Origin of the sequence: Novosphingobium sp. G106 (assembly GCF_019075875.1) — a bacterium.
GTDB lineage: Bacteria > Pseudomonadota > Alphaproteobacteria > Sphingomonadales > Sphingomonadaceae > Novosphingobium.
In genome coordinates, this window is the sequence record NZ_JAHOOZ010000001.1 from 5,735,810 (window position 1) to 5,761,271 (window position 25,462).

Below are 25,462 nucleotides of genomic sequence, written 5' to 3' on the forward strand. Positions count from 1 at the left end.
GGGATCAAACAAAGGGCGGACCGGTACCCTTGAGAGGTACGTGTTATGAAACTCGACTTCATCGACATAAGCAAGCTCAGCGTGAGCAAGGCCAATATGCGCTACGCCAAAAAGGCCCCGGACGTATCGGACATCCTGCCGACCGTGCGCCGGCGCGGCATCATCCAGCCGCTGATCGTGCGTCCGGTCCCCAACGCCGGGCGTGCCGGGCCTGTCGAATTTGTCCAGTCGCAGGATGGCCAAGGTTCGGCGAGCGATTCTGGCCTTTTCGAAATACTTGCCGGTGCCCGGCGCTTCCACGCGGCGCGGATCGTCGCCGAGGAGAAGACCGGTCTGGCCGAGGCGCTGCCTTGCGCCATTCTCGACGAAGGCGACGATGCCGCCGCCATCGAAGCCTCGCTGATCGAGAACCTCGCGCGGCTCGATCCCGACGAGGTGACCCAGTGGGAGACCTTCACCCGGCTGGTTCGCGAAGGCCGCAAGCCCGAGGACATCGCCGAGACCTTCGGTTTGCCCGATCCGATGATCCGGCGGATTCTCGCGCTCGGCAATCTGCTGCCGCGCATCCGCGATCTTTACCGCGCCGAGCAGATCGACCGGAACACCGTCCGCCATCTGACCATGGCGAGCAAGAGCCAGCAGAAGGCATGGCTGGCACTCCACGACGACGCAGATGCCTATGTCCCGACCGGGCATCAGCTCAAGGCATGGCTGTTCGGCGGGCAGTCGATCAAGGCGAGCCATGCCCTGTTCGACATCGCCGCGGCGGGCTGCGTCGTCGTGTCGGACCTGTTCGGCGAGGATAGCTATTTCGCCGATCCCGATGCCTTCTGGACGGCTCAGAACGCTGCCGTCGAGGCAAGGCGCGGCCTCTACCTCGAGGCCGGGTGGAGCGATGTCGTCATCGTCGGGTCAAGCGCCAGCGGGTCCGAGCGCTTCCATGCTTGGGAATACGAGAAAGTCGCCAAGCGCAAGGGCGGACGCATCTATATAGAGGTCCGGCCCAGCGGCGAAGTCACCTTCCATGAAGGCTATCTCAGTCGCAAGGAGGCTCGCCGCGCGCAGCAGGGCGGCGGCAAGGGGGCAGGCGAGACTGGCGGCGAGAGCGAAAGCGCCTTCAAGGCGCCGCGCGGCGAGATCACGCAGGCAATGCAGATATATCTTGATCTGCATCGGCATGCTGCTGTGAGAGCCGCGATGACCGGGCATCCCGGCCTCGCGCTGCGCCTTCTGGTCGCCCATGCGATCTGCGGTACGCACCTGTTTCGCGTGACGCCCGAACCGCAGACCACCCGGAACGAGGCGGTGCGCGAGTCGGTCGAAACCGCCCCGGCGGAAGCCCGGTTCGACGAGAAGCGGCGCGCGATGCTCGACTTACTCGCCTTCGATCCCGACACGCCGACCCTCTGCGGCGGTAATGGCGGCACCTTCGCAAGCGGCGCCGGATATGGCGGCGACCTGGTAGGTCTGTTCCTGCGGCTGCTCGAACTTCCCGATATGGCGGTCATGGACCTCGTCGCCGTGGTCATGGGCGAGGCGCTGGCGAGCGGCAGCCCCGCCATCGAAGCCGTGGGGATCGAACTCGGCGTCGACATGGCCGGCTACTGGCAGGCGGACCCGGCCTTTTTCGAGCTGATCCGCGACCGGGAAGTACTGGGCCGGATCGTTGCCGATCTGGCCGGCGAAACCGTCGCCGCCGCCAATGCCGGCGAGAAGACCAAGACCCTGAAACGGATCGCCGCCGAACATCTGGCTGGCGAGGGCGGACGCGCCAAGGTCGAGGGCTGGGTGCCCAGATGGATGGCCTTTCCCCCCAGCGCCTATACCGCGCGCGGCGGCGTCGGCACCGTCAGTGCCCATGGCGTGCTTGAAGCGGCGCGGCAGGCAAGCGCCGCATCGGAAAACGAGGCGGTGGGCGATCCATCGATCGCCGAAGTAGACGAGCGCTTCGCAGCGTGACGCCGACATGGACGGGGCTGTGCTCCGTCCATGTTTTGGTCATCTCTTCGAGATCATATCATCGGGACCCTTTCTTCGATCCCTGGTCTGTGCGCGCAACCTTGCTGGTCGGGGTTGAGGTGTCGCGTCTGGGGATCCGCACCCCCGAGATCCGCATCTGGCTCCGGATCCTTGACAACCTAAAGCGAGACCACCTTAATCGAGTGGTGCCGAATTTCGGCCGCGCGCCGCCGAAATGGCGGCGGCGCGCGGAGATTCACGCCTGCACGCGTCGGTTCCACAGCCGCCCGGCTTCCTCCGGCGACGAACGCTGCGGCCCTTCGGCGCCGCACAGATTGCACTTCACCGCGAAGTGCTTGGCATAGACATGCTCGTAGAACCCGACATTCGAAGAGGCGCAGAACGGACAAGCCGTCAATGCGATGCCGGTCTCGTCGGCTACTGCGCGTCGGGAAACCTCGCTATTCGGCATGGGCAATGGCGGCTTCCGGTTCCAGTTCCGCCGGCCCCGTCGGAGCGGCGGTCTGGTTCCCTTCGAATTGCCTGACGACCGCCTTGCGCCCTAGGCCGGTTTCCCGGGCGATGGCACGGCGCGTTTCGGAATAGGCGAGAGCGACCATAGGATAGTCGTGCGGCAGGTCCCACCGGGTCCGGTAGTCGGCTGGCGACTGGTCATGGTCGACCCGCAAGTGGCGCTTGAGCATTTTCATCCGGGCGCCGCATGCCAGACAGACAATCGCGTCGGCCTTCAGCGAGGAACGGATCGGGACGGCGGGCTCGGGCCTTGCTTCAATAGGGGTGGTCGCGGACTGCGCGGCATCTGCCAGCGCGACGTAGACCGCATCGATGACCCGCGGCACATCGGCGAGATCGACACGGTTGTGACCGAGGTGGGCCGAGACGATGTCTGCCGTCAGCTCGATAAGGGTGGTGTGGTCCATGTAGCGCGCTCCCGAATGCTTGTTGGGCGGAAAGGCTGTAGGCCAGAAATTCCGGCGAACGTGCCCTACCATCTAAACCCGAAAACGTAAGCTCGACCGCGGCTCCCCGCCCAGCAGAAACGCCGAGCGGAATGGCTCGAAAGTAGACCGACGCACGCCGCTCCGAGCGCCGCGCTGCTCAATCGCAAAAGGGATTGGGCCGAACCGGGCCAAATCGTTGGGCCGACCCGCGGCGGCGCCGGTGCTGCACAACAGCACCGGCGCCGCTCGAGTCAAACGATCAGGACTGGGGCGCGGCTTCTGTCGAGGGAGTCCGTGCACGGCGCTGCGTCTTAGGCTTGTTGGCCTTGGCCGGCTTCGCTGACTTCACGACTGCCGGACTCGAGGCTGCCTTGGCTGCGGCCGGCTTCGCTTCGGGCTTCTCTGCTGCCGGCGCTGTTGCAGTCGGTTTCGCTGCGGCCGGCTTCGTTGCGGCTGGCTTTGTCGGGGTCGTGGCTTTGGCCACAACCTTGGTACCTGCCTTGCGGCCGAGGCCGATCTTCTTGGCCAGGCCCCGCCGCATCTCGGTATAGGTTTCGGCGACCATCGGATAGTCGGCTTTCAGACCATAGCGCTCGCGATATTCAGCCGGCGTAAGACCATGGCCAGAAAGGTGACGCTTCAAAGTCTTGTAGGGCTTACCATCGATCAGCGAGATGATGTGATCCTTGGACGCCAGCGAACGGCGGGGCGAAACCGCGGGGATATATTCAGCCGCTGGCGCTACTTCTTCGGCCGATGCGGGTCCACTGGCCAGGCCGGTCACGGCGCCGTGCATCGATTGCAGGAACGCGGGAACTTCTTCAGCCGACGCTCTGGTATTGGGATTGGACAGCCATGCCATCGTCAGTTCGGTTGCCAGTTCCAGCAAGCTTGTATCTGCGGTGTCGTCGGCCATTTTCGGGAATCCTTGATGTTGGAGCACCGCCATTACTGGCGAATGTATTAACGTCAATGCATTGCTGGTACGAGTATATCGCCCAGCGCCTTCGACAGACAGTATTGTTGCCACCAGCATCGATCCTCGTTGTCGCCCGGCAGACTAACCGTCTGCACGTACAATTGAGAATCGCGCAAGTTCGAGCATGACGAACCGGGCAGTCTCGATTCCGCGTCTAAAATGTCTTCGCTGGTCGTCCTCGGCCGGCCCATCTGCGGCTATCGCCTCGACACCTTCGCTCGCTCGTCTCCGCTTGCCATCTTGCGCATTGGCGACTGAATCGGGCTCGGAATATCGCCACGAACACTTGCAGATCGCGCCGTCTCTTGCGCCGCATTCGCCCGAAACGAGCGTTCATCTTCCGTTGGCTGTCCCACCACTTGCCGGCTTGCCTGGCGTGAGACCTGGGATGGCCGGCGCCCCCCGAAACCATCGCAACGAACTGATTTCCCCGGCCGGCTTCGCCGTCCTCCTCGCGGCCGCTGCGCTCTCAAATCAGCCCGCCGCTCCGGTCCTGCGCTGACGCTGCGGCCTGCCGGTCCGGGTGTCCCCTGAAGCCATCCCTGCGGTCCGCCTGTCGCCCGGAAGTGGTTCGGGTGACAGCAAAAGGAGACGAAAAATGCCCGCAATCGGTTACGTGCAGCGCCAGAGCGACGGCAGCTTCAAGGGTTCGCTCAAGACGCTTTCCGTCAATGCCGACATCCAGATCGTACCCAATCGCGGCAAGATGGGCGAGCAGCCCGACTACCGGGTGCTGTCGGGATCGACCGAACTCGGTGGCGGCTGGGTCCGCACCGGCGAGGTCTCGCAGCGCGAATATGTCCGCATCGCGATGTCCGCGCCCGAGCTCGGACCCCGCACCCTCTACGCCAATCTTGGCCGTGCGGCCGGGCAGGACGACGAGGATGCCTTCGCCCTGATCTGGAACCCCGGCGACTGACCTGCGCCTGGCCTCGGACGACCCTCGCGCCCAGCGGCGCGGGGGTCGCCAACCGACAGGTACGATTTTGGCAGGTCGCGATTTCGTACCTCTGCGCCCGGTGGCCGCGCGGGCATCCGGGGTGTCCCAGGCGGCATGGTGCCGCTGGTTCGGACCAAGAGGCCACGTCATGGACAACGACGATATGGTTGCGCGGGCATTGCAGGCAAAACGGGGCTCCCCCTTTCTCAACACCGCCCAGGCCGCCGCCTATCTAAAGATCTCCAGCGAGCTGTTGAAGAAGCTTCGCGCGAGCGGCGAGGGGCCGCGATTCCGTCGTCACTGCCGATATGTCTGGTACCATATCGCCGATCTCGACGCCTGGAGCATCGCGAACAGCGCCCGAAAGATCGCGCCGTGAGCGGGCGCCGATCGCGCCCGGCCGATGCGCCGCTTTTCGAATGGGGCGATGCCTTGCGTGCCGCCAGAAATCGTCGTCGCAACCTTCGCCGATGGGGCGCGGCCTTTGCCGTGGGCGCCGTGGTCATGGGGCTTTCGGCGGCGTTTCCGCCAGCCCCGCGCCTCGTCTGGAACGTCTCGGCAAGCGTGCCGCTGGGGCTCTATTCAGTCGCGCCGGGCGCTGAGATCGCGCCCGGCGACATGGTGGTAGCGCGCTTGCCCGAGCCCTATCGGATGCTCGCCGCCACCCGACGCTACCTGCCGGTCCACGTTCCCCTGGTGAAGCATGTCGCGGCTGCCGCGGGCGATGAGGTTTGCGCTCTTCGTTCGAACATTTTCGTCAACGGCATTCGCGTCGCGATGCGGCGGATCGTTGATGCCGAGGGCCGCGCGATGCCGTCATGGCAGGGGTGCGTGCGCCTGAGTGGCCGCCAGCTTTTCCTGCTGATCGCCGACAATCCCGCCTCGTTCGACGGTCGCTATTTTGGGGTCACCCAAGGGTCCGATGTGATCGGAAAGGCGCGACTGCTGTGGGCGCGGTGAGGTGTCAGGCTATGGCCGTCGTGCTCGCCATGACGGTGGTGATCGGGCCGGTCAGGGCGGCGCCTGCGAATACCGCTGGCAGGGGCGATGGCAAGGCCCGGCAGGTGGCGGGCGACCGCACTAATTACGGTCCGGGAAGGGCTGACTACAGCGGCGCCTATGGGGCCGAAGACAACGTCGATGCGGTCACGCACTGGCAGCCCCTGATCGAGGAAGCGTCGCGGCGCTTCGGCATTCCGGCAGGCTGGATAGCGCGGGTGATGCGGGCGGAAAGCGCAGGCCGGACCACGCGCGATGGCCGCGCGATCCGCTCGCCCGCTGGGGCAATGGGGCTGATGCAGCTGATGCCCGCGACCTGGGCGGAGATGCGCGCGCGGCTTGGCCTTGGCAGCGATCCCGACGAACCGCGCGCCAACATCCTGGCCGGCACGCTCTACCTGCGCCTGATGCACGACCGGTTCGGTTATCCCGGACTGTTCGGCGCCTACAATGCGGGGCCCGCGCGATATGCCGCCTATCTTGGCGGCCGCCAGCACCTTCCGGGCGAGACCAGGGCCTATCTGGCGCAAGTGGCTGGCCGTGATCAACATGGCGATGGCAGGACGACCCCTGGCCTCATTGGTGGCCCCAATGGTGACTTGGCCGATGCGTCAGCCAGGCCCGCAGCTGTCCCCCGGCCGCTCTTGTTCGTTGTCCGCCGCGATGGCCCCTCCGAGGCAGCAAGTCTGGCCGAGCCGGCGCCGGCAACCGGGCTCTTCGCGATCCTCAAGGCAGCACCGTGAACGCGAGCCGGGCCATCATCGCGGCGGCGGTACCGTCTTGGGGGAAGGCGGAGAGCAGGGAAGGGGCTCGTCTCGGAATGCCCAGCATGACGGGCGGCGCAGCCCCTCTCAAGGCCCGCGGGTGCCCCCCAATTTGCTTCGCAAATCGGTTCCCCCCCACGTCCGCTTCGCGGCGCCTTCGCTATCGCTCCGGCGGCCCTGACAGGGGCTGCGCCGCCCGTCTTCGAGCTTCTGTTCTCGGTGATGAGAACGCAAGCGAAGGAGACGATCATGACCGTGTTTCAACCGATAGCCCAAGCGACGGATCGCGTGATGGCGGCGCTGGTGGCTGGCCTGGAGATCGAATTTGGCCGCGGGGTCAGCCAGGCCTTGGCGCAACGGTTTCTCGCGGCGGAAGAGTGCGATTTTCTCTGGGATGCACGGGTCGAAGAGCGCTGGATCGGTGCCTACGACAGCAGCGACGACGACGAAATCGATCTCGACCGGGTGAAGATCCTCGGGCGGCTCGATGGCGATTGGTTCGTCGCGCTGATGATCGTCGATGGCGAAGGCCGCGCGCATGGCATGATCGCCAAGCGGAGGTTCAAGCAGCGCCGCGGGGCGGAGGCGGAGTTCCTGGATGGCTGAAAGGCGCGTCATCGCAGGCCGGGGCGCGGTGCCGAATGGGCGTCGCGCTCCGGCTTTCTTTTTGAGCCCGATAATGGGAGGCGGGGAGGGGGCAGAAGGGGAAAAGCGAAAGCAAGAGAAAGACAATGCCTTGTGGGCATCGCCATGTGGTTGTCTGCACATCGTTTTTTCACGAGACATGGGCCGGAGCGCGCGAGACGGGATTGCCGGGACTAGCGGCGATGCGCCGGTTTGTGCCCATAATCACGAGACTCGCACTCCTGGCGGCGGCCTGCGATGACCGGCGAGGACGAGTTCACCCCGCGCCTTGGAAGGCAGCGCCAGCAAGGGGCAAAGCGCGCGCGCCGCTATCTTGGCCGCGTCGTCAGCGCCGCGATCCGGTCTGCGGAAAAAGGGCCGGTCAAGAACCGCCGCTTCGATGGGAGCCGCATCGGTCGCGGGGCCTCGATGGGCAGACTGCTTTCCAGCCGCGATCGGTATGGCGGTCTTCGCGCGCGCCGCGCGGTGGTCAAAACCCGGCTGGTGCGCATCGGGACCAAGGGCTTGCCGGCCGCGCGTGCCCACCTGCGTTATATCCAGCGCGACGGCGTCACGCGTGAGGGCTCGCCGGGCGAGCTTTATTCGGCTGAGCACGACACCGCCGACGGCAAGGCGTTCCTCGGGCGCTGCGATGGCGATCGCCATCAGTTCCGCTTCATCGTCTCACCCGAGGATGGCTCGGAATATCCCGATCTCAAGCCCTATATCCGCCGGCTGATGACTCAGATGGAAGCGGACCTCGGCACCCGGCTCGACTGGGTCGCGGTCGACCATTTCAACACCGGCCATCCGCACAGCCACGTCATGCTGCGCGGCGTCGACGACACCGGTCAGAATCTGATCATCGCCCGCGAGTATATTTCGCACGGCATCCGCGAGCGCGCGGCCGAGCTGGTGACGCTCGATCTCGGGCCCCGGACTGATCAGGAAATCGAGGCGCGATTGCGCCATGATATCGGCGAGGAGCGAATGACCGCGATCGACCGGCGTCTGATCCGGTCGATGGATGCGGATCGCATCGTCTCCCTGGCCGATCGCGATCCCTTCCAGCAGTCGCTTCGCGCCGGTCGGTTGCAGAAGCTTTCGGCCATGGGCCTCGCTGAGCCTGTCGGCGGTGGCCGCTTGCAACTTGCGGACGACCTCGAAGGCACTCTGCGCGCACTGGGCGAACGGGGCGATATCATCCGGACCATGCAGCGCGAACTGAGTGCCAGAAAGCTCGAGCGGGCTGGGGTGGGGCGCAGCATTTTCGGCGCCGGCGAGGCCCAGCCTGCGCCGCTTGTCGGGAAGCTGATCGCACGCGGACTTTCCGATGAGCATCGCGATCGTCATTATCTGCTCGTCGATGGTATCGACGGCCAGGCCCATTACGTCGATATCGGGCGCGGCGATGCCGTGGCGCCGATCGCCGAAGGCGCGGTGGTCCGCGTGTCCGCTCAGAGCTTTCAGGTTCGCGATGCCGATCGCGTGATCGTCGAAGTCGCCGCCGCCAATGGTGGGCGTTATTCGGCGGACCTGCATTTGCGCCATGACCGCTCGGCCACCCTGGCATTCGCGGAGGCGCATGTCCGGCGGCTGGAAGCGATGCGCCGGGCGGGCGCCGGCGTCGAGCGCGAGGTCGACGGCAAGTGGATCATCGCGCCCGACCATATCGAGCGTGCGGCCGCCTATGAGGCGCGGCGTCAGCGTGATCGGCCGGTTGCCGTCGAAGTCCTGTCCGCGGCTCCGCTCGAGCAGCTGGCGGGCGCCGAGGCGGCCACATGGATCGACCGCGAACTGGCCGCCGGGTCTCCGCTACCAGTACGCGACGCCGGATTTGGTCGCGAACTGCGCGGTGCCATGGCGGCGCGCCGGCAGTGGCTGGTCGAGCAAGAGCTCGCCGAGGCGGAGGGTACACGCGTGCGTCTTCGCGCCGGCGCGATCGCGATGTTGCAGCGAAGAGAACTGCTGCGCACCGGCGAGGCGCTCGCGGGGGAGATGGGCAAGGCCTTCGTGGAAGCCAGAACCGGGAGCACCATCGAAGGCACGATTTCGCGCAAGCTCGAGCTTGCGAGCGGGCGCTTCGCCCTCGTCGAGAAGGCCCGGGAATTTACCCTGGTGCCGTGGCGACCGGTGCTAGAAAATCAGCTCGGGAAGGTCGGTTCCGGTATCATGCGCGATGACGGTATCAGCTGGCGTTTCGGGCGGGGGCGCCAGGGGCCGGAGATTTCTTGAGGGCGAGGGCATTCGAAGCTGATTACGTCGAACTCCTCGGGGCCGATTTGTTTGGCGGGCAGCCGGGCTGCGGAGGTGTCGCACAAACAGGTCGTAAATGGTCCATTCCCATTGATTTTTGGATGGCCAGCGGCGAGAATCTCGCATGAACTTCGCTGCGCGCCAACCGGATGTGGGATACTTCGCTGAAAGCCGGGGCGGTTCGCATGCGTGATGACCTCTCCCATTTGCCCGCTAAGCAGCAGGGCGAACTCGAGCGCGCGACGCGCATTCTCCTGGAGGAATTCGAGAAGGCGATCGCGCTCGGCAATCATACCTGGAAGCGCGGCGGCAAGATCTACAAGATCATCCTGTTCGGGTCCTACGCCCGTAGCGATTGGGTGGACGATCCTAAGAGCGGCTATCAGTCGGACTTTGATCTGCTCGTTGTTGTGAGCAATCCAAAGCTGACCGACGTCGCGGAATACTGGCACGTCGCCGAAGATCGAATCCTGCGCGACGAGACGATCGAGCGCCAAGTGAACATCATCGTCCACGATCTCGACGATGTGAACAAGTCGCTCAAGCGCGGCGAGTATTTCTGGGCCGATATCGTGCGAGACGGTATCGTGCTTTACGAGCTGCCAGGACACCCGTTGGCGGCGCCTATGCCGCTTTCCAAGTTCGACGCAGTCAGGATGGCAGAACGGTACTTCGACCAGTACCTGCGTTCATTGGATCAATGGCTCTTTCTGAGCAAGGTCGCCATCGACCAAATCCCCTCTGATCAAACGTGGGCCAACAAGGCGGCATTCAACCTTCATCAGGCAACCGAGACTGCCTATGCCTGCTTTCTGCTGACGAAAACGTGCTATTTTCCGAAGTCGCACAACATCAAATTTTTGCGATCCATCTCCGAGAACAAGGAGCAAAAGTTGATCGAGGCTTGGCCGCGAGCGACCAAGCTGGATCGGCGACGGTTCGAACTTTTGAAGCGCGCTTATGTGGAGGCGCGCTATTCGGCGAATTACAGCATTTCGATCGAGGATCTTGACGCTATCTTCACCTCGGCAAAGCGGCTTCGAGACATCGTCGCGAGGCTTTGTGAGGCAAGGATTGCTGAGCTGTCACGGCGCTAGTGCGCCAAGTGCAATGCCGTCTAAGTTCGACGTTGGGGACTGACCGGAATCTGCAGAGGAATCGCAGTAATCGGCCATTCGTTCAGCCGGTAATCCCACGCACACCAAGCCTGGGGCCGCTTACTTACCAGAGTTGGAGCGTCAGCCTTGCCCAGCCAGCATTATCTCTTTGATCGCGTCGATCCCCTCCTGATACCAAAACCAGACTCCGCCAAGCAGTATAGCCATCCCCTTCCCCGGGTTCTTGAGGTTCTTTGATTTCCAAGCCTTCTGAAAAGTGTGTGACGTGACGTTCGGCACGCCCTCGGCCTGTAGCCGTTCCATCGCTTCCTTTTGCCGGAACTTAGGGCGCTCAACCTGTTTGATCGCAATCTCGATGTTGGATCCGACCGGATTGTAGGTGACCGCCTGGTCCGCGTTTTTGGCATTGTTGGTCACCTTCGGCGTCACGTGAACCCGGAAGGCATAATCCGGATCGTTGAAATCTCCGAACGACATGGGCTCTTCAATCAATGCATTCACAGCCGCCACCGACTTTGACACCAAGCCAACGCCCTTTATCATGTTCGGCGATCCAAGGGTCAGCGCCTGCAATTGGATCGTGAAGGCGAGATCGTGCGAGAAGTCGAACTTGGGTCCGAACTTCTCCTTGACGTACCGCAGGAAGTTAAGCGCTGCGGCCTGTATCTTGGACTGAACCTCGACGTTGATGTCCTCGTAGGACCGGTGTTCGACCTCATTCCTGATCGCAATGATGTAGCGCAGGTTGTTGACCATCCCCTTGGTCAGAGCTGTCTCAGGCCGACCAAGGCAGTAGGTCAGTTCCCAGTATTTGGCCTTACCGTCGATCAGCACATCAGTACCGTCGGGGTTTCGATAAATCGGAGCGACACTCTGCGCCTCAAGATGGGCATGAACAAGGTAGGTCCACGCGATCACGCCGAGGACGATGAACGTCTCAGACCGAGTAACGATCATGTTATTGTTATAGACCATGATTGCAGTTTTCATGATCTCGACTGCCTTGTGGACCTTAGCGGTGATTGGGTCCATTTCGCAAAAACCGAGTCGGTCAGCCAACGAACCGATTTTGGCGTAGTGGTACAGAAGCTCGTCGACCTCAGCCAACGACGCTGCCGCGATAGCGACGTACCGGGGCTTATCACCGCGCCGGATTTGGGCGATCTCCCGATGATTTATGTTCCGGTCAAGGTAGCTGAACACTGCCAGAACCTGCTGATCATTCATCCCTTTATGGGTGAGCAGACCCTTGATCAGGCTGATTTCTCGATCCGATAGATGTAGCTTCGCCATTTTGCCCCCAGTTAGGGCTTTATCCTAAGCCAACTCCGCGATGTCTAGGGTCTGAGGTGCAGCTCGTGCCCAGGTACGAAACGGTCATCCACAAACCGGCTTGCCATTAAATTCCGTTTTTTCTGATATAATTTGGGCACTAATCGCCCCTGAACAGACCACTGGGAAAGTAACACATGGCAGCGCGCAAGAGCCTAGTTCATCCGGTCCTCTTCTCGAACCATTATGGCATTCCGGCCGCGGCACTCAATGCCGCCGGGCTACTCGACCCGATCTTGAACAGTGACACGAAGCTCTTCATCGATCCGTTACTGCTGTGGAAGAGCCAGAACCCGCTGATCATTAGCGAGGGGCGAACCGCGGTGGAAACGAACTTCCAGAACGTCATCGGCTTGCTCGACATCTCCGAGGCGGAAGGCGACGTCGCCTGGAGGGGCGCCTACAAAGCACTCAACCTCGATGAGCGCGCCGAGACCAGCCTTGGCTATGGCGCCGCCGGCACCAGCGGAAGCTCCCGCCCGCCTGAGCTTCGCAACGGTATTTTGCGGACCGCCAAACAGATCATCACGCTGGGGGAAAAGAACCCAACGATGATCCCGCTGATGGGTTTGTTCGAGGCCGGCGTTGGGCCAGACACGCTCAGCGACATGACCACCAACTTCTTGCTACCCACGCTCGCACGAATCACGGAAGAGTTCTGCGTCGCCAATTCCCTTCCGGTGCGGGAATTTGCCCCGCAATATAACGGGCGGAAGCTGCCGGCAAACCCCTATCACGCGAGCCTGCCGGTGCTGCTGGTTCCGCGCGATCTACTGCGCGATCTGCCGCTGGCGGCAGACTGGGCCGACGTCAGCCGCGTGATTCTTGAGGTTCGCGAAATCCGGGACGCGGTCAACGCGATGTTCGGTAACTTCGCTAAGGCGACAATCAGCCAGAAGAAGGCTGCGGTTCGTCGGGTTGCACTGTCATCCCCGACGCTTCTCCGCAAACTAATCAACGCAGTCGCCGTGGCGTCCGAAAGCTATGATGAGAAAGCCGATTTGGACGGCTACTATCAGTTTAGGACGATACTCACCGAGGACCCGAGCCCGTTCCAGGGACGCCTGACCGCGCCTTCCACCCGCGACGGCACAACCTTGCTTAAGACCGTCACCGACATCATCGCCCAGTACACAGCGATGGTCGAGGACAACAACATGTGGGAGCTGTTGTGGCATGGCGCCGTGCCGCGCCACGAGCGCGCCAGCCAGCTGCTGTTTTTCGCGGTCGCCAACGTCATGTGTGCGGTCAACAATGTCGATATCTCCCCCGAGACCAACTCAGGAGGCGGCCCGGTCGATTTCAAATTCTCGAGCGGCTATCGGGGCCGGGTGCTGGTCGAGCTGAAGCTGTCCACCGGCAACGTCGTGCACGGCTACAAGACGCAGCTCGAGATCTATAAAAAGGCAGCTGCGACCAGCGCCGCGGTCTTCGTTGTCATGGACCTCGGGAAGATGGGGCGGAAGCTACGGACGATCGAGAAACTGAAGGCCGATGCCGAGGCGCGAGGCGAGAAGACGTCGGAGATCATTGTCATCGATGGACGTCGCCAAGTCTCAGCGAGCAAACGGTAAGGTCGCCTAAATTCGATATTGTGCCCGTCGCGAAAAAGCCGAATCTCGGATCGGCATGCGCGCGGAAGCAGATTTATTTCGAGGGCCGTCATAACGAGGCGCCGCTAGGATCGTGTGTCCACTCCTGACCAACGTGCCGGCGGAGACGTGGCCTGGGAACGGCAAAGTTCCAATCTAGTCGTTCAAATACTCTACGCTCAGATCAACAGATGACGGATATTAGGGAGCGAATTCGAACCGCTGAACGTCGGCTTAGTTGGGAGTGCCGCGGCGCGAGGGCGCAAACCGCAACCGCGCGCCCTATAAAGCCTGTTGTCGTGCTCTGATCGACGACGCTGCCTGCGTGGAGAAACCTGTTCCATAGCGGTTCAATCGCCTTAGTAGCGCTCGACATCATACTGGCGCGCCCGTAACTTTGGTAGGGGCGACGGGGTATGAGATGGGAAATCCAAATGAACTGGCCGCTGACAGCGAGGGGCGCGATCCGAGCACCCTTCGATTTAAGCGACGCTTGCGCTCGGTACCGGGCTTAGGTGACTTTGTCGCCAACGAGGCTGGTCGATTCTTCCTGGATGCCCGACCGACACGGCACCGCCCCCCGGCCAATGAACCTTCACCTCTAATCGAGTTTGAAATTGCTCATGGCTTTGCGGCGAGCGCCAGCGATCGTTTGGCCCTCCAAAGCCATCGCGGCCGAACGTTCGCGCGTCGTGCTGAAGCCGGCCCGCTCGATTATCTCATTCTTGTGCCAACACTGCGGTGCAATCTGGCTTGCAGCTATTGCCAGGTTTCGCGCGCCGCACTTGGTGCGGCAGGGTTTGATTGGACCGAAAGCACCGCCACGGCGACCGAGCGCATGTTTGACGGACTCGAAACCGACAGTGTGAAGGTCGAATTTCAGGGCGGCGAACCCACACTCAGACTGGATCTCATCGAACGCATCGTCGCGAGATGCGAGCGGTTTGCCAGCCGCAGCATCGTAATCTGCACTAATCTTTTGGAAATTTCGCCGGATCTGATGCGACTGCTCGAGCGTCCCGATGTCTCCATTTCGACTTCGCTCGACGGTGACAGGCTTATCCACTCTCACCAGCGCACCCAGACGGACGAAGTCACCGATCGCTTTTTCAACAACTTGGAAATGATCTTGGCACGGTTTGGCCCGTCAAGAGTGTCGGCGCTTCCCACGGTAAACCAAACCAACCCTCCCGCCGCAGACGAACTCATTGATGCTTATGTCAGGTATGACATTTCGAGCATCCACCTGCGCCCGATCAACTTTCAAGGGTTTGCACGAAAGCAGCATCCGGACTCCGCCGACGATCACACGGGCTGGTGGGACTACCACGAAGCCTTCGTGCGAAAGCTCATCGAACGCAATTTCTCGGACCGATCCCGAGTGCTCGAGGAATCCTATCTGTCCCTTTGCCTGCGCCGTATGTTCCGCATTGGTCTCGACCGCCACGTGGACCTGCGGAACCCCAGCCCGCTGGGCTTCGACTACCTAGTCGTAGATTACGACGGTCAGCTTTACCCGACCGATGAAGCCCGCATGCTCGCGAGGTCGGGTGTGATCGATCTCTCGCTCGGCGATGTTCGCCAGGGCATCGATGCTGAGCGTCGCGCGCTGCTCAATGGTCATTCAACGTCAATTGGCGATCCGGCATGCGACGCCTGTCCGTACCAACCCTTTTGCGGGCGAGACATCGTCGACGACCTGTCACGCTACGGCCGTATCGACTTGCCGCGGCACCAAACGTTCTTCTGCCAGAAACAAATGCGCCTGTTCGACCTTTGCGTGCGGCTGATCTACTCCGAGGATCCTGCCATCCGCTATTCGCTTGCCAGATGGCTCGATCTCTCTGGCGAGTATCTGCCAGCACAGCCTCAGCTCGCATGATCAACCTTGTCATTCCCGCACGCGCTGAGGCTCGCGAGCGCTTTGTTGTCAGGTTGCTTGACACACCTTCTGGTTCTTTGGAGCCAAATGACGCTCTGCTCGTCACCGCCGCAGGCAACCTCAAGATCTATTCGAGCCAATACGGCTTGTTCGAGCTGACGGCAGTCGATGACGCGAACTGGGATGGTGACGTCGTGTGTGTCGACGGCAATAGAGGATCCGCAGAGCGCCTTGTTCGTGCGAGCTCTGCGCACAACACCTTCCTCGTCACCGAGCGCTGCGATCAGCTTTGCGTCATGTGCAGCCAGCCGCCCAAAAAAAAGCACGTGGACCGGTGGCATGAATTCGAGGCCGCGGCGCTACTCGCGCCTCCAGAAAGCCTGCTTGGCATCTCAGGCGGCGAACCCACGCTGTTCAAGAACGACCTGTTCGCTCTCATCGAAAACGTAGCTGCTGCACGCCCGGACATCCACTGGCACGTGCTTTCCAACGCACAGCATTTTGGTGAAGCCGACGTGACCGCGCTCGCGACCCGCGCAATGAAAGGCGTGACCTGGGGCGTGCCGATCTATGCTGCCGACGCCAAGCGACATGACGAAATCGTCCAAAAGGCTGGCGCATTCGAAGCGTTGCGGGATGGTCTTTCGATCATGTTGACAGCCGGAGCCCATGTCGAACTTCGCACAGTAGTCCTGACCAGCAACCTGGAGCACCTGCCCGATCTCGGCCGCTATGCCGCGCTTCATCTGACTTTTTGCGATCAGTGGTCTATCATGCAGCTCGAAGCTACGGGTTTTGCAAAAAATCGCTTCGCCGAACTCTATGCCCCGCCGCAGCACACTTTTGAAGTTGTGGGCGAAGCCATCGATGAAGCACAACTCTACGGGCTGTCGGTACGTCTCTTCAACTTTCCGCTTTGCCAAGTTCCATCGGCATATCGGCGCCACGCGGTGTCATCCATTTCGGATTGGAAACGCAAGTTCGCCCCAGCCTGTGACATGTGCTCGCAAAAAGACCTTTGCGGCGGTTTCTTCGAATGGCATCCTAACAGCGCAATGGGGGTGAATCCGTTGTGAGCAATAAGCAATTCATCATTCCATCGCTGCTGCTTGCGGGCTTTGGGGCGACGGTTAGTGCTGACCCGCCCGCCGATCCTGCAGTCTTCAATGCTGGCAACGTTGAACCACCCTTTGAGGGTGCGGCATTGTTCCGCCAAAATGATATGTTCCAGCTTGCGGGCCACAGATCGCATAGTAGCCACAGTAGTCATAGCAGCCACAGTAGTCACAGCAGCCACCGGTCGAGTTCCGGTGGCGGCTATTATTCGCCTCAGCCACTATATAGCTTGCCGACGATTTCACCGACGCCGCCCCCGCCTCCGCGCCCTCACACATCTTCCCCAACACGACTTTCAAGCCCGACACGCAGTGCGACCTCATCATCACTGCGCAAGGCCAGGACCTCTTCCAGAGCTAAGGCGCCACGGCTGCGATCTGACCAAATCACGCCGCATGTGAGCACTACGGGCCGCTTCTATCGTACGCCCGATGCAGAATTTCCCGAGCCGAGCGCACCCGTCGCTTCAGACCCATTTCTGGATACCGTTCGGGCCGTCCAAAGGGGGCTCGCCGCATTTGGCTATTACCGCGGACCAATAAACGGAGTGATCGATGCCGACATGCAGTACGCATTGACGCGCTTTCAGGGCGACTATGGTTTGCGTGTAACTGGTACGATCACACCGGACGTATTGAAGGCGCTAAATATAAGATTTTAGCGTTTCAGGCGCCTGCCGATTGGCAGAACAGTTCCGATCTAGCACTCCCAGCAATCGGTAGGGCAGCGGCTTACCCTAAGCAGCATGAGGAATGGCCAAGCGATTAAGAGGAAAACAATGGCGCGAGTTAAATGGGCAGTACCCATCCGGTGGGGCCCGCCTTGTCGATGAGCTGAGGGACCGGTCTTAAGTGTGCTCGTAGGAGTGCGCTTTGGAGCGGTCGATGGGTCAGATCACAGTGTTTTCCGGGCCGGAGCGCCGCCGCCGTTGGAGCGACCAGGAACGGCTGGAGATCCTCAACCAGGCGTTTGCGCCGGGTGCCTGCGTCGCTGAGGTCTGCCGGCGGTACGATATCTCGTCGGCGCTGATCTACACTTGGCGACGGAAGCTGCGCGATGCTCATGCCAAGCCTGAACCGGACGATTTGGCGGCTCCCGGTTTCGCCGCGGCGGTGATGATCGATGACGTGGAAGTAGCTCGCCCTGATCTGCAGCCTGCGATCGTCATCGATCTGGCGCGCGGCAAGCGGATCAGCATCTTTGCCTCCGCATCACCAGCGCTGGTGGCCTCGGCGATGAAGGCGCTTCGATGATCCCTGCCGGCGCCCGCGTGTGGATCGCGATGGGCCACACGGATATGAGGAAGGGGATGCAGGGACTGGCCTTGCTGGTCCAGGGCCTCAAGCGCGATCCCCATGGCGGCGATCTGTTCGTGTTCCGCGGGCGCGCCGGATCGCTGGTGAAGCTGATCTGGCACGATGGGATCGGCATGTCGCTTTACGCCAAGCGGCTTGAGAAGGGACGCTTTGTCTGGCCATCGGCGAAGGATGGGGTGGTGTCGCTTACAGCCTCGCAACTGGCCTGCCTGCTCGACGGGATCGACTGGCGGAACCCGCAGTATTCCTGGCGTCCGCAGAGCGCCGGATAACGCGTCCGTTTTCTTCGTCGCACGCCCATTTTGGGCTTCATTCGGACCCCAATCTGTGATTCCATCGCGGTCGTGGAAGCTGTCGTTTCGCCCCTTCCTGACGATATCGAAGCGCTCAAGGCGCTGCTTGCGAGTGCGACCCAGCGAGCCGATGAGGCCGAGGCCAAGCTCGCCAATGCCCATGCCCGGGAGAGCGCCACCGAGGCGGTGATCGCGCACCTCAAGCTGCAGATCGCCAAGCTCAGGCGCGAGCAGTATGGCGCCAGCGCGGAGCGCACCCGCCGCCTGCTCGACCAGATGGAACTGCAGCTCGAAGATCTCGAGGCCGACGCCGCCGAGGACGATCTGGCTGCCGAGTTCGCGACCGAGAAGACCGCGACCGTCACCGCCTTCGAACGCAAGCGGCCGGCCAGGAAGCCGTTTCCCGAACACCTTCCGCGCGAGCGGGTCGTCATGCCAGCGCCATGCTCTTGCCCGGCTTGCGGGGGCAGCCGGCTGTCGAAGCTGGGCGAAGACGTGACCGAGACGCTCGAGGTGATCCCGCGCGCCTGGAAGGTCATCCAGACCGTGCGCGAGAAGTTCTCCTGCCGGGACTGCGAGACGATCACACAGCCGCCGGCGCCCTTCCACGTCGTGCCACGTGGCTGGGCTGGCCCCAGCTTCCTCGCCATGCTGCTGTTCGAGAAGTACGGCCAGCACCAGCCGCTCAACCGCCAGGCCGAGCGCTTCGCTCGCGAGGGCGTGCCACTGAGCACCTCGACGCTTGCCGACCAGGTCGGTGCCGCCGCCTTTGCGCTGATGCCGCTCTATCGGCTCATCGAGGCGCACGTCCTCGCCGCCGAGCGATTACATGGCGACGATACTACCGTGCCCGTCATGGCCAAGGTGAAGACCGATACGGCTCGATTGTGGGTCTACGTGCGCGATGATCGGCCGTTCGCCGGCGCCGGCCCGCCCGCAGCGCTGTTCCACTACTCGCGCGATCGGCGCGGCGAGCATCCAAGGGCGCATCTCGTGTCGTGGTCAGGGATCCTGCAGGCCGATGCCTATGGCGGCTACGGCGAGCTCTATGCTCCCGGTCGCGTGCCTGCGCCCGTGCTCGAGGCCGGCTGCTTTGCCCACGCCCGGCGTAAGTTCTTCGAGCTGGCCGACGTCGCCAGCGTAGCCCGCAAGAAGAGCCGCGGCGAGCATGCCGGCATGATCTACCCGATCGCGCTCGAAGCCGTGCAGCGGATCGATGCCCTGTTCGACGTCGAGCGTGCAATCAACGGCAAAGACGCTACCGACCGGCTCGCGGTGCGCCGCGAACTGAGCGCACCTCTCATGGCCGAGCTCCATGCTTGGCTCACCACCCAGCTCGCCAGGCTCTCGCGCAACCACGACCTCGCCAAGGCTATCAACTACATGCTGCGGCGTTGGGAGGCCTTCACCCGCCTCCTCGACGACGGCCGGGTCTGCCTCACGAACAACGCGGCAGAACGCGCTCTGCGCTGCGTGCCCCTTGGTCGGAAGGCTTGGCTGTTCTGCGGCTCCGATCGCGGCGGCCAGCGCGCGGCCATCCTCTACACACTGATCCAGACCGCTCGCCTCAACGACGTCGATCCGCAGGCCTGGCTCGCCGATGTGCTCGCTCGCATTGCTGAGCATCCGGCCCTCCAGCTCGATCAGCTGCTGCCGTGGAACTGGAAGTCATCGAGCCCAGCCTCAAAAGTGGCCTGATGGCAGCCCCTTCCATGGTCTTCACAGCCCGCTATGCCGCACGACGCCTTGGCGTCGATATCGATGTAATCGAGGAACTGGCTGAGCAAATGTCCCCAGAAGACGGATGCGTCAGCGTCGTTGATAGCCTCGACGAGAACGCGGAGTCCGTCACCGCCTTCACGCGCCGAGGGCTCGACTACCTCGAAGAGCTACTTGATGATCGCCGCTCAGAGTTCATGAAAGACGCCTGACATCGCCGCGGCCCACGCCGGATGGATACAATGGGCAGGCAATATTGGGGCGATATTATTGCTTGTGGCGGCAGGGTCTTCAACGGCCAGCGCCCAGTCCGATCCAAGCCGCACGATCGATTTTCAGCGGCGAATAGGGCCTTGGCTGATCTTGGGCGATCACGAGCTCGGCACGTGTTTTGCCACCTTGCAAGCGCTGGGGGGGACAAGCCTTGCAATCAATGCCCCCCCCGACGAAGGACGAGTTCGATTTCATCCTCAAGAACGAGGCCTGGAAGTCGTTAATCGACAACGCGAATATCAGGCTTGAGGCGCTCTTCCTGGACAGTGTCAACAAGGTGACAGACCTGTGGAACCTTGATTCCGTGAGCCATTCCGAAGCGAGCAATGGACCAAGCATCATGTTCTCGATCCTTCGCGCGAAGAACGACCGCGCTGATTTCGTGCGGGGTTTCCAGGCAGCAAGCAGCATTGCTTTCTTCAAGGAGGGCACATCAGTCATCGTCGCGCGGTTTGACCTCCCACAGTCAAGCGCAGCGATCGATACGCTGAAGCAGTGCCGTACTCGGCTACAAATTTCCGAAGACTTCGACCCATTTGCAAAGTAGGCGACGTAGAAAGTGGGTTCGGCAATGACCAATAGGAAACTACTGCTAGCATTTCTGTTACTCACCGCTTGCAGCGAGACGGAGAGCAAAGAGGATTTACGGGCTCGTATCGACGACCTTGAAACGGAGAACGAATCTCTCCGCTCTCAACTTTCCGATGCCGAGTCGAACGCTCGCGAGGCGCAAAGTGCAGCTCAGACAGCCAAAGATTCTGCCGAGAATGCTCAGGCTGAAACGGCCCGGTTCGATAGCGAGGATTGGCATAATGTGGTGGGCGACGCAAAGAGTGCTGTCGACGAAGCTGCGAATACCGCAGGAGCGGCCGCCTCAGCTGCTGACGACGCTGCCGACGGTTTCGTTCAATGAAGATCATATTCGATATGTGGCGTGACCATGCGAAGAGAGGACGTAGGGTAGCGATCACTTTGCTTGGCCTGTCTCTGACAGGCGCCCACCCTCAGCAGGGACACATTTCACAGACTACGGTTGCGATATCCTCGCCCAAATCTGCAAACCTTAGCGCAAGCGCAACGCGTACCTCCGAACTCAATGCCCCCTGCAAAAATGGAGAGGACCGGCGTAGCTCAGAACTCTGCGCTCAATGGAAGGCCGCCGATGCGGCTGAAGAGTCCTCTCGCTGGGCCTACTTGACTTGGCTTGCAGGATTGGCGGGGCTGGCTGTCGCAAGCGGCACTCTCTTCGCCGCTCTTCGTGCATCCCGTTGGGCGAAAGCTGCTGCTGTGCATACTGAAGCTGGAGCAAACCATTCAGAGCGGTCTGCGCAGGCCGCGGAGGAGGCCCTGGAACAAGCCAGGTTAGCTTCTCGGACCGATCTGCGAGCATGGGTCAGCGTGGAAGCCCATTTTCTGGAGTATAAGCGGACCAAGGACGGCGCTCATTTCTCAATCGATATCAACTTAAGTAATTTAGGAAAAACCCCGGCACTCGATGTGGCGATCAGTCACAAAATATACCCTCAGATCAGCATTGTAAACAATCACGGTGACACGCCTCAATTGGCCAAATTCCCAGATTACCCGATGGCTCCGCTCATGCCGAATGGCACGACGAAACAGAGATTTGGCCTTCGGATAACAAATGAGCAGATCGAGGATGCAATCGAGATAGCTGCGAAAGAGCGATGTGCAGTCATGGTCGTGATTGATCTTATAGCCTATTACCGAACGGTTTTTGATGAAATCGGAACCCGGGAAAGAACTACTAGCATTCGCTATACCATTCATCCGGATATCAGCCCGGAATTGGAGAATGCGTGGCGCACGATTGGGCTCCGTTGGCTAGGTGAGCAGGGTCGTTCCGGAACTGGACTCAGTTTCAGCCACGATAAGTCCGCCCCAGCGCATCTTAGCTGACGGGCGTCACGAGCAGTCCTCGACAATCCATGATGAACGTAGGGCAGGTATCAGGACGTGAAATCGAAGATCCGAATGACGACTATGTCGGCGGCGGTTGTCATGGTTCTAAGCGAAGCGTCTCGCCGGTTTCCTCTATGCGAAATGTCCCATCCGGGCGTCGAGCGACGGCTCTACCGTCGGCCATCACGTAATCTAGCTCATCACCGTTCTGCATCACGACGACAGTGTGAAGCCGACCTTCCTCACCGCGAGCTTCGAGCCTGTCTGTTATCCGCCACCTTCTCATTTCCCACTCCGCCAAGACGAACGTTCATTCGAGTTGTCATGAAAGGAGCCCCGGCGGCTGGCTCGGGGCTCCTGTGTTCATCCATGCGAGCGTCCCCGTCATCGGCGAACACTCCGCCAACGTCTCTTTCTTCGTTTGTGTTCCCGACGAAATCGAAACGAAAGTGAGATCGGTCACGAGGAGCTGAACGAGCGGTCGCTTTCAGGGGGTTGGAAAGTGCCCGCGAACGGCAGGGATGTTGGCGGGAATGGCACATCCTCCTAATGAAATGATCTCCCAAGAGGTACGAAGCTTAGCGGTAGCGCTATCATTCTCAGTTCTTTAAGGATTGCAGCGACTCTCGGGCATGCTGGGACATTGAAGAATGGGGGAGATTTGATGGATCGGCGAGAGCTTCTGAAACAGGCCTGCGCGCTGGGGGTGGCGGCGCCGTTCATCATGCCCGGACGGGCACTTGCTGATACCGATGACGCGATGATCCTCGCCTCCGTTCATCCGGACCTGCGCGAAATTGCCAGACGCATTTTACCTTTCGGCAGGGCGCCGCTGAACATTACGACGCTCGCCCAGCAGCGTAAGGGTGCGGAAGCTTATGGTCCCAAGCCATCGGCGGACGTGCCCTACGAACGGCGAGTAATTCCCGGTAGCAAGGGTCAGCCTGACGTCGCGATCTATCTCATCAACGCGGCGGCTGGTGCCGCCCGGCCGGCGATCCTGTTTACCCATGGCGGCGGCTTTGTCACGGGGACCGCGCTAAGCAGCGTCGCCAGCCTGCAGACGCTGTGCAAGGAACTCGAGTGCGTGGCGGTATCGGTCGACTACCGACTGGCTCCGGAAACTACCTTTGCCGGTTCGATCGAGGACAACTATGCCGGCCTGAAGTGGCTACACACCAACGCGGCGCAGCTCGGCGTCGATAACCGCCGCATTGCAGTCATGGGCGAGAGTGCTGGAGGCGGTCACGCTGCGCTTCTCGCGATCACCGCGCGGGACCGCGGTGAGGTTCCACTCTGCTTCCAGTGCCTGATCTATCCGATGTTGGACGACCGTACCGGCGTGAGCCGGCAGATGCCGAGTCATGTCGGCAACATCGTCTGGACCGCCGAGAAGAACCGCTTTGGCTGGGAGAGCTTCCTCGGGGTCAAGCCAGGAGGTCGCTCTGTTCCCGGCGGCGTGCCTGCACGCGTTTCGAATCTGGCGGGGCTACCGCCTGCATGGATTGGAGTCGGCTCGATCGACCTGTTCGTGGATGAGGATGTCGATTACGCGCAACGTCTCAACAACGCCGGTGTGCCGACCGAACTCATTGTAGTTCCAGGTGCATTCCATGGCTTCGACAGCCCGTTCTTCCCCGCGAAGATTTCGCGATGGTTCAACTCGGCAAAGCTTGACGCTTTACGTCGCGGTTTTGGCATTCCAGGATAATTTCGAACGAAAGGAGCGTAGCAGGCCGCGGCTGAGTACCCATCAACGGAAGGTAACTATTGGCAATTGCTCAGCGAGCCAGGAACGTCAGATCAGTTGGCGCTTGTCGAACGTAAGCAGGTAGCCAATTCCCACCGCTGGACTCGAGCGGGAGGCCAACTTACCGTTTGGCGCGATGTTTCACCTGCATTCCACCAAGAAGCTCCTTGATCGCATCAAGCCAGAGATTTGCATAGCGGGTGAGAGCGATACCGCGCTGGGCAATTGGTATGCGACCGCTCTGTTTTGGAAACCCCAAGTAGCATTGCTGGTATCGGAGAAGACCTTGCTGCCGGTGTTGATGCCGCTGGCACCGGCCGCCACCTTGGGACGTCGCCTTCCTGGCCAGCTCGGCGCCGTTCTCAAGGAGCATGGCATCCCGGCCGATTTCATCGCGCAGGAACTGTGGCGTATGAATGAGGTTCGTTACGCCAAGACCGCAAACCGGAGCGTGGTCGGCATTCTCAACGAATTTTCCCGCCAAGCCGAATTTTGGCTGGCCGCCTATGCCTACGAGAAGGGTGATGACGACGACTTGCTAGCCATTTCCGCAAAGCTCGCAGAAACGCCGTGTGGGCCACTTTATAGCACCCATCTTTCGCCGGATAAGGCTCTTCAATATTTGGTGAGCAGCGGCGCACAGTGAATGTAGGTCCGTCTAATGGTCGGCACCGGTGTTCATCGAGGATCTTGTCAGGGGCTGCGAGCGTTCTCAAGCGCGAGGCCGCGCGCCGGATGAACGGGTGGCAGCTAACAACGCCTCGATGGGGACCTGGGAACGGCAGCAAAGTCGGCGAGAGCGGGCTCTTCTAGAAGCGTCGCTCCGTACTATCGGCGGTGTCGCAGGTCCCGGAAAACGCATAGTCGGCAGTTCCGCGGATGGAGATGCGTCCGCTTCTGCGGTCGATCGATACCTGAGGCTTATTCAGGCCATTGAGGCGATATTGGGCCGTGATGCGATCGCGTCCGCGAGAGACACTGCCGAGTTCCCACCAGCCGTGGTCGCCCCGCGAATGAATGGGCGGGATCAACTTTGTCGGCAGGCGGATGCGCCCACCGCCATCCCAGAGCTGGACCATGACCGAGGCGTCGAAGTCCTGAGTAGTCAGATCAGTCCTATTCCCATAGGTATAGCGCCCCCCGATCGTAGTCCCAGGAATAACCATAGCGGGTCGCTAGGGTGGGCCTTTGCCCTTCGCCATAGCAAACGAGGCCTAGGTCGAACCACTGTCCGCCGGGATGCTGGGACGAACCGGGCATTGATCTTGGACCGTCGGGGGCCGGTTGGGCAAGGGTTGTTGGTCTTGCCGCCGACTGGCCGCAATCGGGCACCGGCGACAAAGTAATTGCGTCGTAGCGTCCGTTCATCGTGACGACCGTCACGCAGGTTCGCGTGCGAACGTTCCACCAGTAGGTCCACACCCGGTCGTCACCGCTTTGCCCGCGGATGTAGTCATAGCCGCGCGAGCGCAGCGCGTTTTCCGCGCCGGCGGCGCGAGCGCCGACGAGATCGCTCAGTTCTGGCGGTGTTTGTGCCCCGGCGGTGCTCGACACCGCAAGCGCGATGCCGGCGGCGAAGATCGAACGGGTCATGGCAGGGCTCCTCTCGAGGAGCGAGCATCCTACTTTCATCGGTCGGACAATCAACGGCTTACGATCCCTTCA

Annotated in this window: 26 protein-coding genes; 21 read left to right on the forward strand and 5 right to left on the reverse strand. The window is 61.5% G+C overall.

Annotation, left to right across the window (positions count from 1 at the left end; all coding sequences use genetic code 11):
* The first annotated feature begins 45 nt into the window (after nucleotides 1–45).
* Nucleotides 46–1,959, forward strand: a complete 1,914-nt coding sequence (locus KRR38_RS27890; RefSeq protein WP_217406654.1) for a ParB N-terminal domain-containing protein — start codon at nucleotides 46–48, stop codon at nucleotides 1,957–1,959.
* Between the two features lie 256 nt (nucleotides 1,960–2,215).
* Here KRR38_RS27890 and KRR38_RS27895 read toward each other — a convergent pair whose 3' ends face one another.
* The 3 genes from KRR38_RS27895 to KRR38_RS27905 form a co-directional block, all read right to left on the reverse strand.
* A complete protein-coding gene (locus tag KRR38_RS27895; protein ID WP_217406655.1) occupies nucleotides 2,216–2,431 on the reverse strand; it encodes a Lar family restriction alleviation protein in 216 nt (71 codons plus the stop codon).
* Nucleotides 2,421–2,900 carry a MucR family transcriptional regulator gene (locus tag KRR38_RS27900; protein ID WP_217406656.1) on the reverse strand — a complete coding sequence of 160 codons (480 nt, stop codon included), beginning with the start codon at nucleotides 2,898–2,900 and terminating at the stop codon, nucleotides 2,421–2,423. The genes KRR38_RS27895 and KRR38_RS27900 overlap by 11 nt, the downstream gene beginning before the upstream one ends.
* A gap of 280 nt (nucleotides 2,901–3,180) precedes the next feature.
* The gene (locus KRR38_RS27905) at nucleotides 3,181–3,837 is read right to left on the reverse strand and encodes a MucR family transcriptional regulator (protein WP_217406657.1); all 657 of its coding nucleotides are present in this window, start codon (nucleotides 3,835–3,837) and stop codon (nucleotides 3,181–3,183) included.
* 661 nt (nucleotides 3,838–4,498) lie between these two features.
* Between KRR38_RS27905 and KRR38_RS27910 the strand changes: the two genes are divergently transcribed.
* The 7 genes from KRR38_RS27910 (at nucleotide 4,499) to KRR38_RS27940 (ending at nucleotide 10,580) form a co-directional block, all read left to right on the forward strand.
* Complete coding sequence (locus KRR38_RS27910; RefSeq protein WP_217406658.1) at nucleotides 4,499–4,819, forward strand: DUF736 family protein; 321 nt, start codon at nucleotides 4,499–4,501, stop codon at nucleotides 4,817–4,819.
* Between the two features lie 169 nt (nucleotides 4,820–4,988).
* Nucleotides 4,989–5,219: a helix-turn-helix domain-containing protein gene (locus tag KRR38_RS27915; RefSeq protein ID WP_217406659.1), complete on the forward strand. Its 231-nt coding sequence runs from the start codon at nucleotides 4,989–4,991 to the stop codon at nucleotides 5,217–5,219.
* Nucleotides 5,216–5,800, forward strand: coding sequence for a S26 family signal peptidase (locus KRR38_RS27920; protein ID WP_217406660.1), 585 nt, complete (start codon nucleotides 5,216–5,218; stop codon nucleotides 5,798–5,800). Before KRR38_RS27915 ends, KRR38_RS27920 begins: the two co-directional genes overlap by 4 nt.
* 11 nt (nucleotides 5,801–5,811) lie before the next feature.
* Nucleotides 5,812–6,582, forward strand: coding sequence for a lytic transglycosylase domain-containing protein (locus tag KRR38_RS27925; RefSeq protein WP_254515012.1), 771 nt, complete (start codon nucleotides 5,812–5,814; stop codon nucleotides 6,580–6,582).
* Nucleotides 6,583–6,894: 312 nt separating this feature from the next.
* Nucleotides 6,895–7,209: a hypothetical protein gene (locus KRR38_RS27930; RefSeq protein WP_254515013.1), complete on the forward strand. Its 315-nt coding sequence runs from the start codon at nucleotides 6,895–6,897 to the stop codon at nucleotides 7,207–7,209.
* 276 nt (nucleotides 7,210–7,485) lie between these two features.
* Entirely contained in the window at nucleotides 7,486–9,462 is a 1,977-nt protein-coding gene (gene rlxS, locus KRR38_RS27935) for a relaxase/mobilization nuclease RlxS (protein WP_217406662.1), read from the forward strand.
* A gap of 206 nt (nucleotides 9,463–9,668) precedes the next feature.
* Complete coding sequence (locus KRR38_RS27940) at nucleotides 9,669–10,580, forward strand: HEPN domain-containing protein (protein ID WP_217406663.1); 912 nt, start codon at nucleotides 9,669–9,671, stop codon at nucleotides 10,578–10,580.
* Between the two features lie 141 nt (nucleotides 10,581–10,721).
* On the opposite strand, the gene KRR38_RS27945 is transcribed toward KRR38_RS27940, so the two are convergent.
* On the reverse strand, nucleotides 10,722–11,894 hold the full coding sequence (locus KRR38_RS27945; protein ID WP_217406664.1) for a DUF3644 domain-containing protein: 1,173 nt from the start codon (nucleotides 11,892–11,894) through the stop codon (nucleotides 10,722–10,724).
* A 176-nt stretch (nucleotides 11,895–12,070) separates the two neighbouring features.
* Between KRR38_RS27945 and KRR38_RS27950 the strand changes: the two genes are divergently transcribed.
* The 13 genes from KRR38_RS27950 (at nucleotide 12,071) to KRR38_RS28010 (ending at nucleotide 24,443) form a co-directional block, all read left to right on the forward strand.
* Nucleotides 12,071–13,507: a hypothetical protein gene (locus KRR38_RS27950; RefSeq protein WP_217406665.1), complete on the forward strand. Its 1,437-nt coding sequence runs from the start codon at nucleotides 12,071–12,073 to the stop codon at nucleotides 13,505–13,507.
* A gap of 439 nt (nucleotides 13,508–13,946) precedes the next feature.
* Nucleotides 13,947–15,407, forward strand: a complete 1,461-nt coding sequence (locus KRR38_RS27955; protein ID WP_217406666.1) for a radical SAM protein — start codon at nucleotides 13,947–13,949, stop codon at nucleotides 15,405–15,407.
* Nucleotides 15,404–16,483, forward strand: coding sequence for a His-Xaa-Ser system radical SAM maturase HxsC (gene hxsC / locus KRR38_RS27960; protein ID WP_217406667.1), 1,080 nt, complete (start codon nucleotides 15,404–15,406; stop codon nucleotides 16,481–16,483). Before KRR38_RS27955 ends, hxsC begins: the two co-directional genes overlap by 4 nt.
* Before the next feature lie 146 nt (nucleotides 16,484–16,629).
* The gene (locus KRR38_RS37920) at nucleotides 16,630–17,184 is read left to right on the forward strand and encodes a peptidoglycan-binding domain-containing protein (protein WP_375293474.1); all 555 of its coding nucleotides are present in this window, start codon (nucleotides 16,630–16,632) and stop codon (nucleotides 17,182–17,184) included.
* 211 nt (nucleotides 17,185–17,395) lie between these two features.
* Nucleotides 17,396–17,776 carry a transposase gene (locus KRR38_RS27970; RefSeq protein WP_254515014.1) on the forward strand — a complete coding sequence of 127 codons (381 nt, stop codon included), beginning with the start codon at nucleotides 17,396–17,398 and terminating at the stop codon, nucleotides 17,774–17,776.
* On the forward strand, nucleotides 17,773–18,111 hold the full coding sequence (gene tnpB / locus KRR38_RS27975; protein ID WP_217406669.1) for an IS66 family insertion sequence element accessory protein TnpB: 339 nt from the start codon (nucleotides 17,773–17,775) through the stop codon (nucleotides 18,109–18,111). Before KRR38_RS27970 ends, tnpB begins: the two co-directional genes overlap by 4 nt.
* Before the next feature lie 72 nt (nucleotides 18,112–18,183).
* On the forward strand, nucleotides 18,184–19,830 hold the full coding sequence (locus tag KRR38_RS27980) for an IS66 family transposase (protein ID WP_217406670.1): 1,647 nt from the start codon (nucleotides 18,184–18,186) through the stop codon (nucleotides 19,828–19,830).
* Entirely contained in the window at nucleotides 19,788–20,063 is a 276-nt protein-coding gene (locus KRR38_RS27985; protein ID WP_217406671.1) for a hypothetical protein, read from the forward strand. The genes KRR38_RS27980 and KRR38_RS27985 overlap by 43 nt, the downstream gene beginning before the upstream one ends.
* A 212-nt stretch (nucleotides 20,064–20,275) precedes the next feature.
* Complete coding sequence (locus KRR38_RS27990) at nucleotides 20,276–20,671, forward strand: hypothetical protein (RefSeq protein WP_217406672.1); 396 nt, start codon at nucleotides 20,276–20,278, stop codon at nucleotides 20,669–20,671.
* Between the two features lie 12 nt (nucleotides 20,672–20,683).
* Nucleotides 20,684–21,037, forward strand: coding sequence for a hypothetical protein (locus KRR38_RS27995; protein ID WP_217406673.1), 354 nt, complete (start codon nucleotides 20,684–20,686; stop codon nucleotides 21,035–21,037).
* Between the two features lie 485 nt (nucleotides 21,038–21,522).
* The gene (locus KRR38_RS28000; RefSeq protein ID WP_217406674.1) at nucleotides 21,523–22,044 is read left to right on the forward strand and encodes a hypothetical protein; all 522 of its coding nucleotides are present in this window, start codon (nucleotides 21,523–21,525) and stop codon (nucleotides 22,042–22,044) included.
* A 667-nt stretch (nucleotides 22,045–22,711) separates the two neighbouring features.
* Entirely contained in the window at nucleotides 22,712–23,758 is a 1,047-nt protein-coding gene (locus tag KRR38_RS28005) for an alpha/beta hydrolase (RefSeq protein WP_217406675.1), read from the forward strand.
* A gap of 175 nt (nucleotides 23,759–23,933) precedes the next feature.
* The gene (locus tag KRR38_RS28010; protein ID WP_217406676.1) at nucleotides 23,934–24,443 is read left to right on the forward strand and encodes a DUF6933 domain-containing protein; all 510 of its coding nucleotides are present in this window, start codon (nucleotides 23,934–23,936) and stop codon (nucleotides 24,441–24,443) included.
* 470 nt (nucleotides 24,444–24,913) lie between these two features.
* On the opposite strand, the gene KRR38_RS36535 is transcribed toward KRR38_RS28010, so the two are convergent.
* Nucleotides 24,914–25,390: a hypothetical protein gene (locus tag KRR38_RS36535; RefSeq protein ID WP_254515015.1), complete on the reverse strand. Its 477-nt coding sequence runs from the start codon at nucleotides 25,388–25,390 to the stop codon at nucleotides 24,914–24,916.
* Nucleotides 25,391–25,462: the final 72 nt, after the last annotated feature.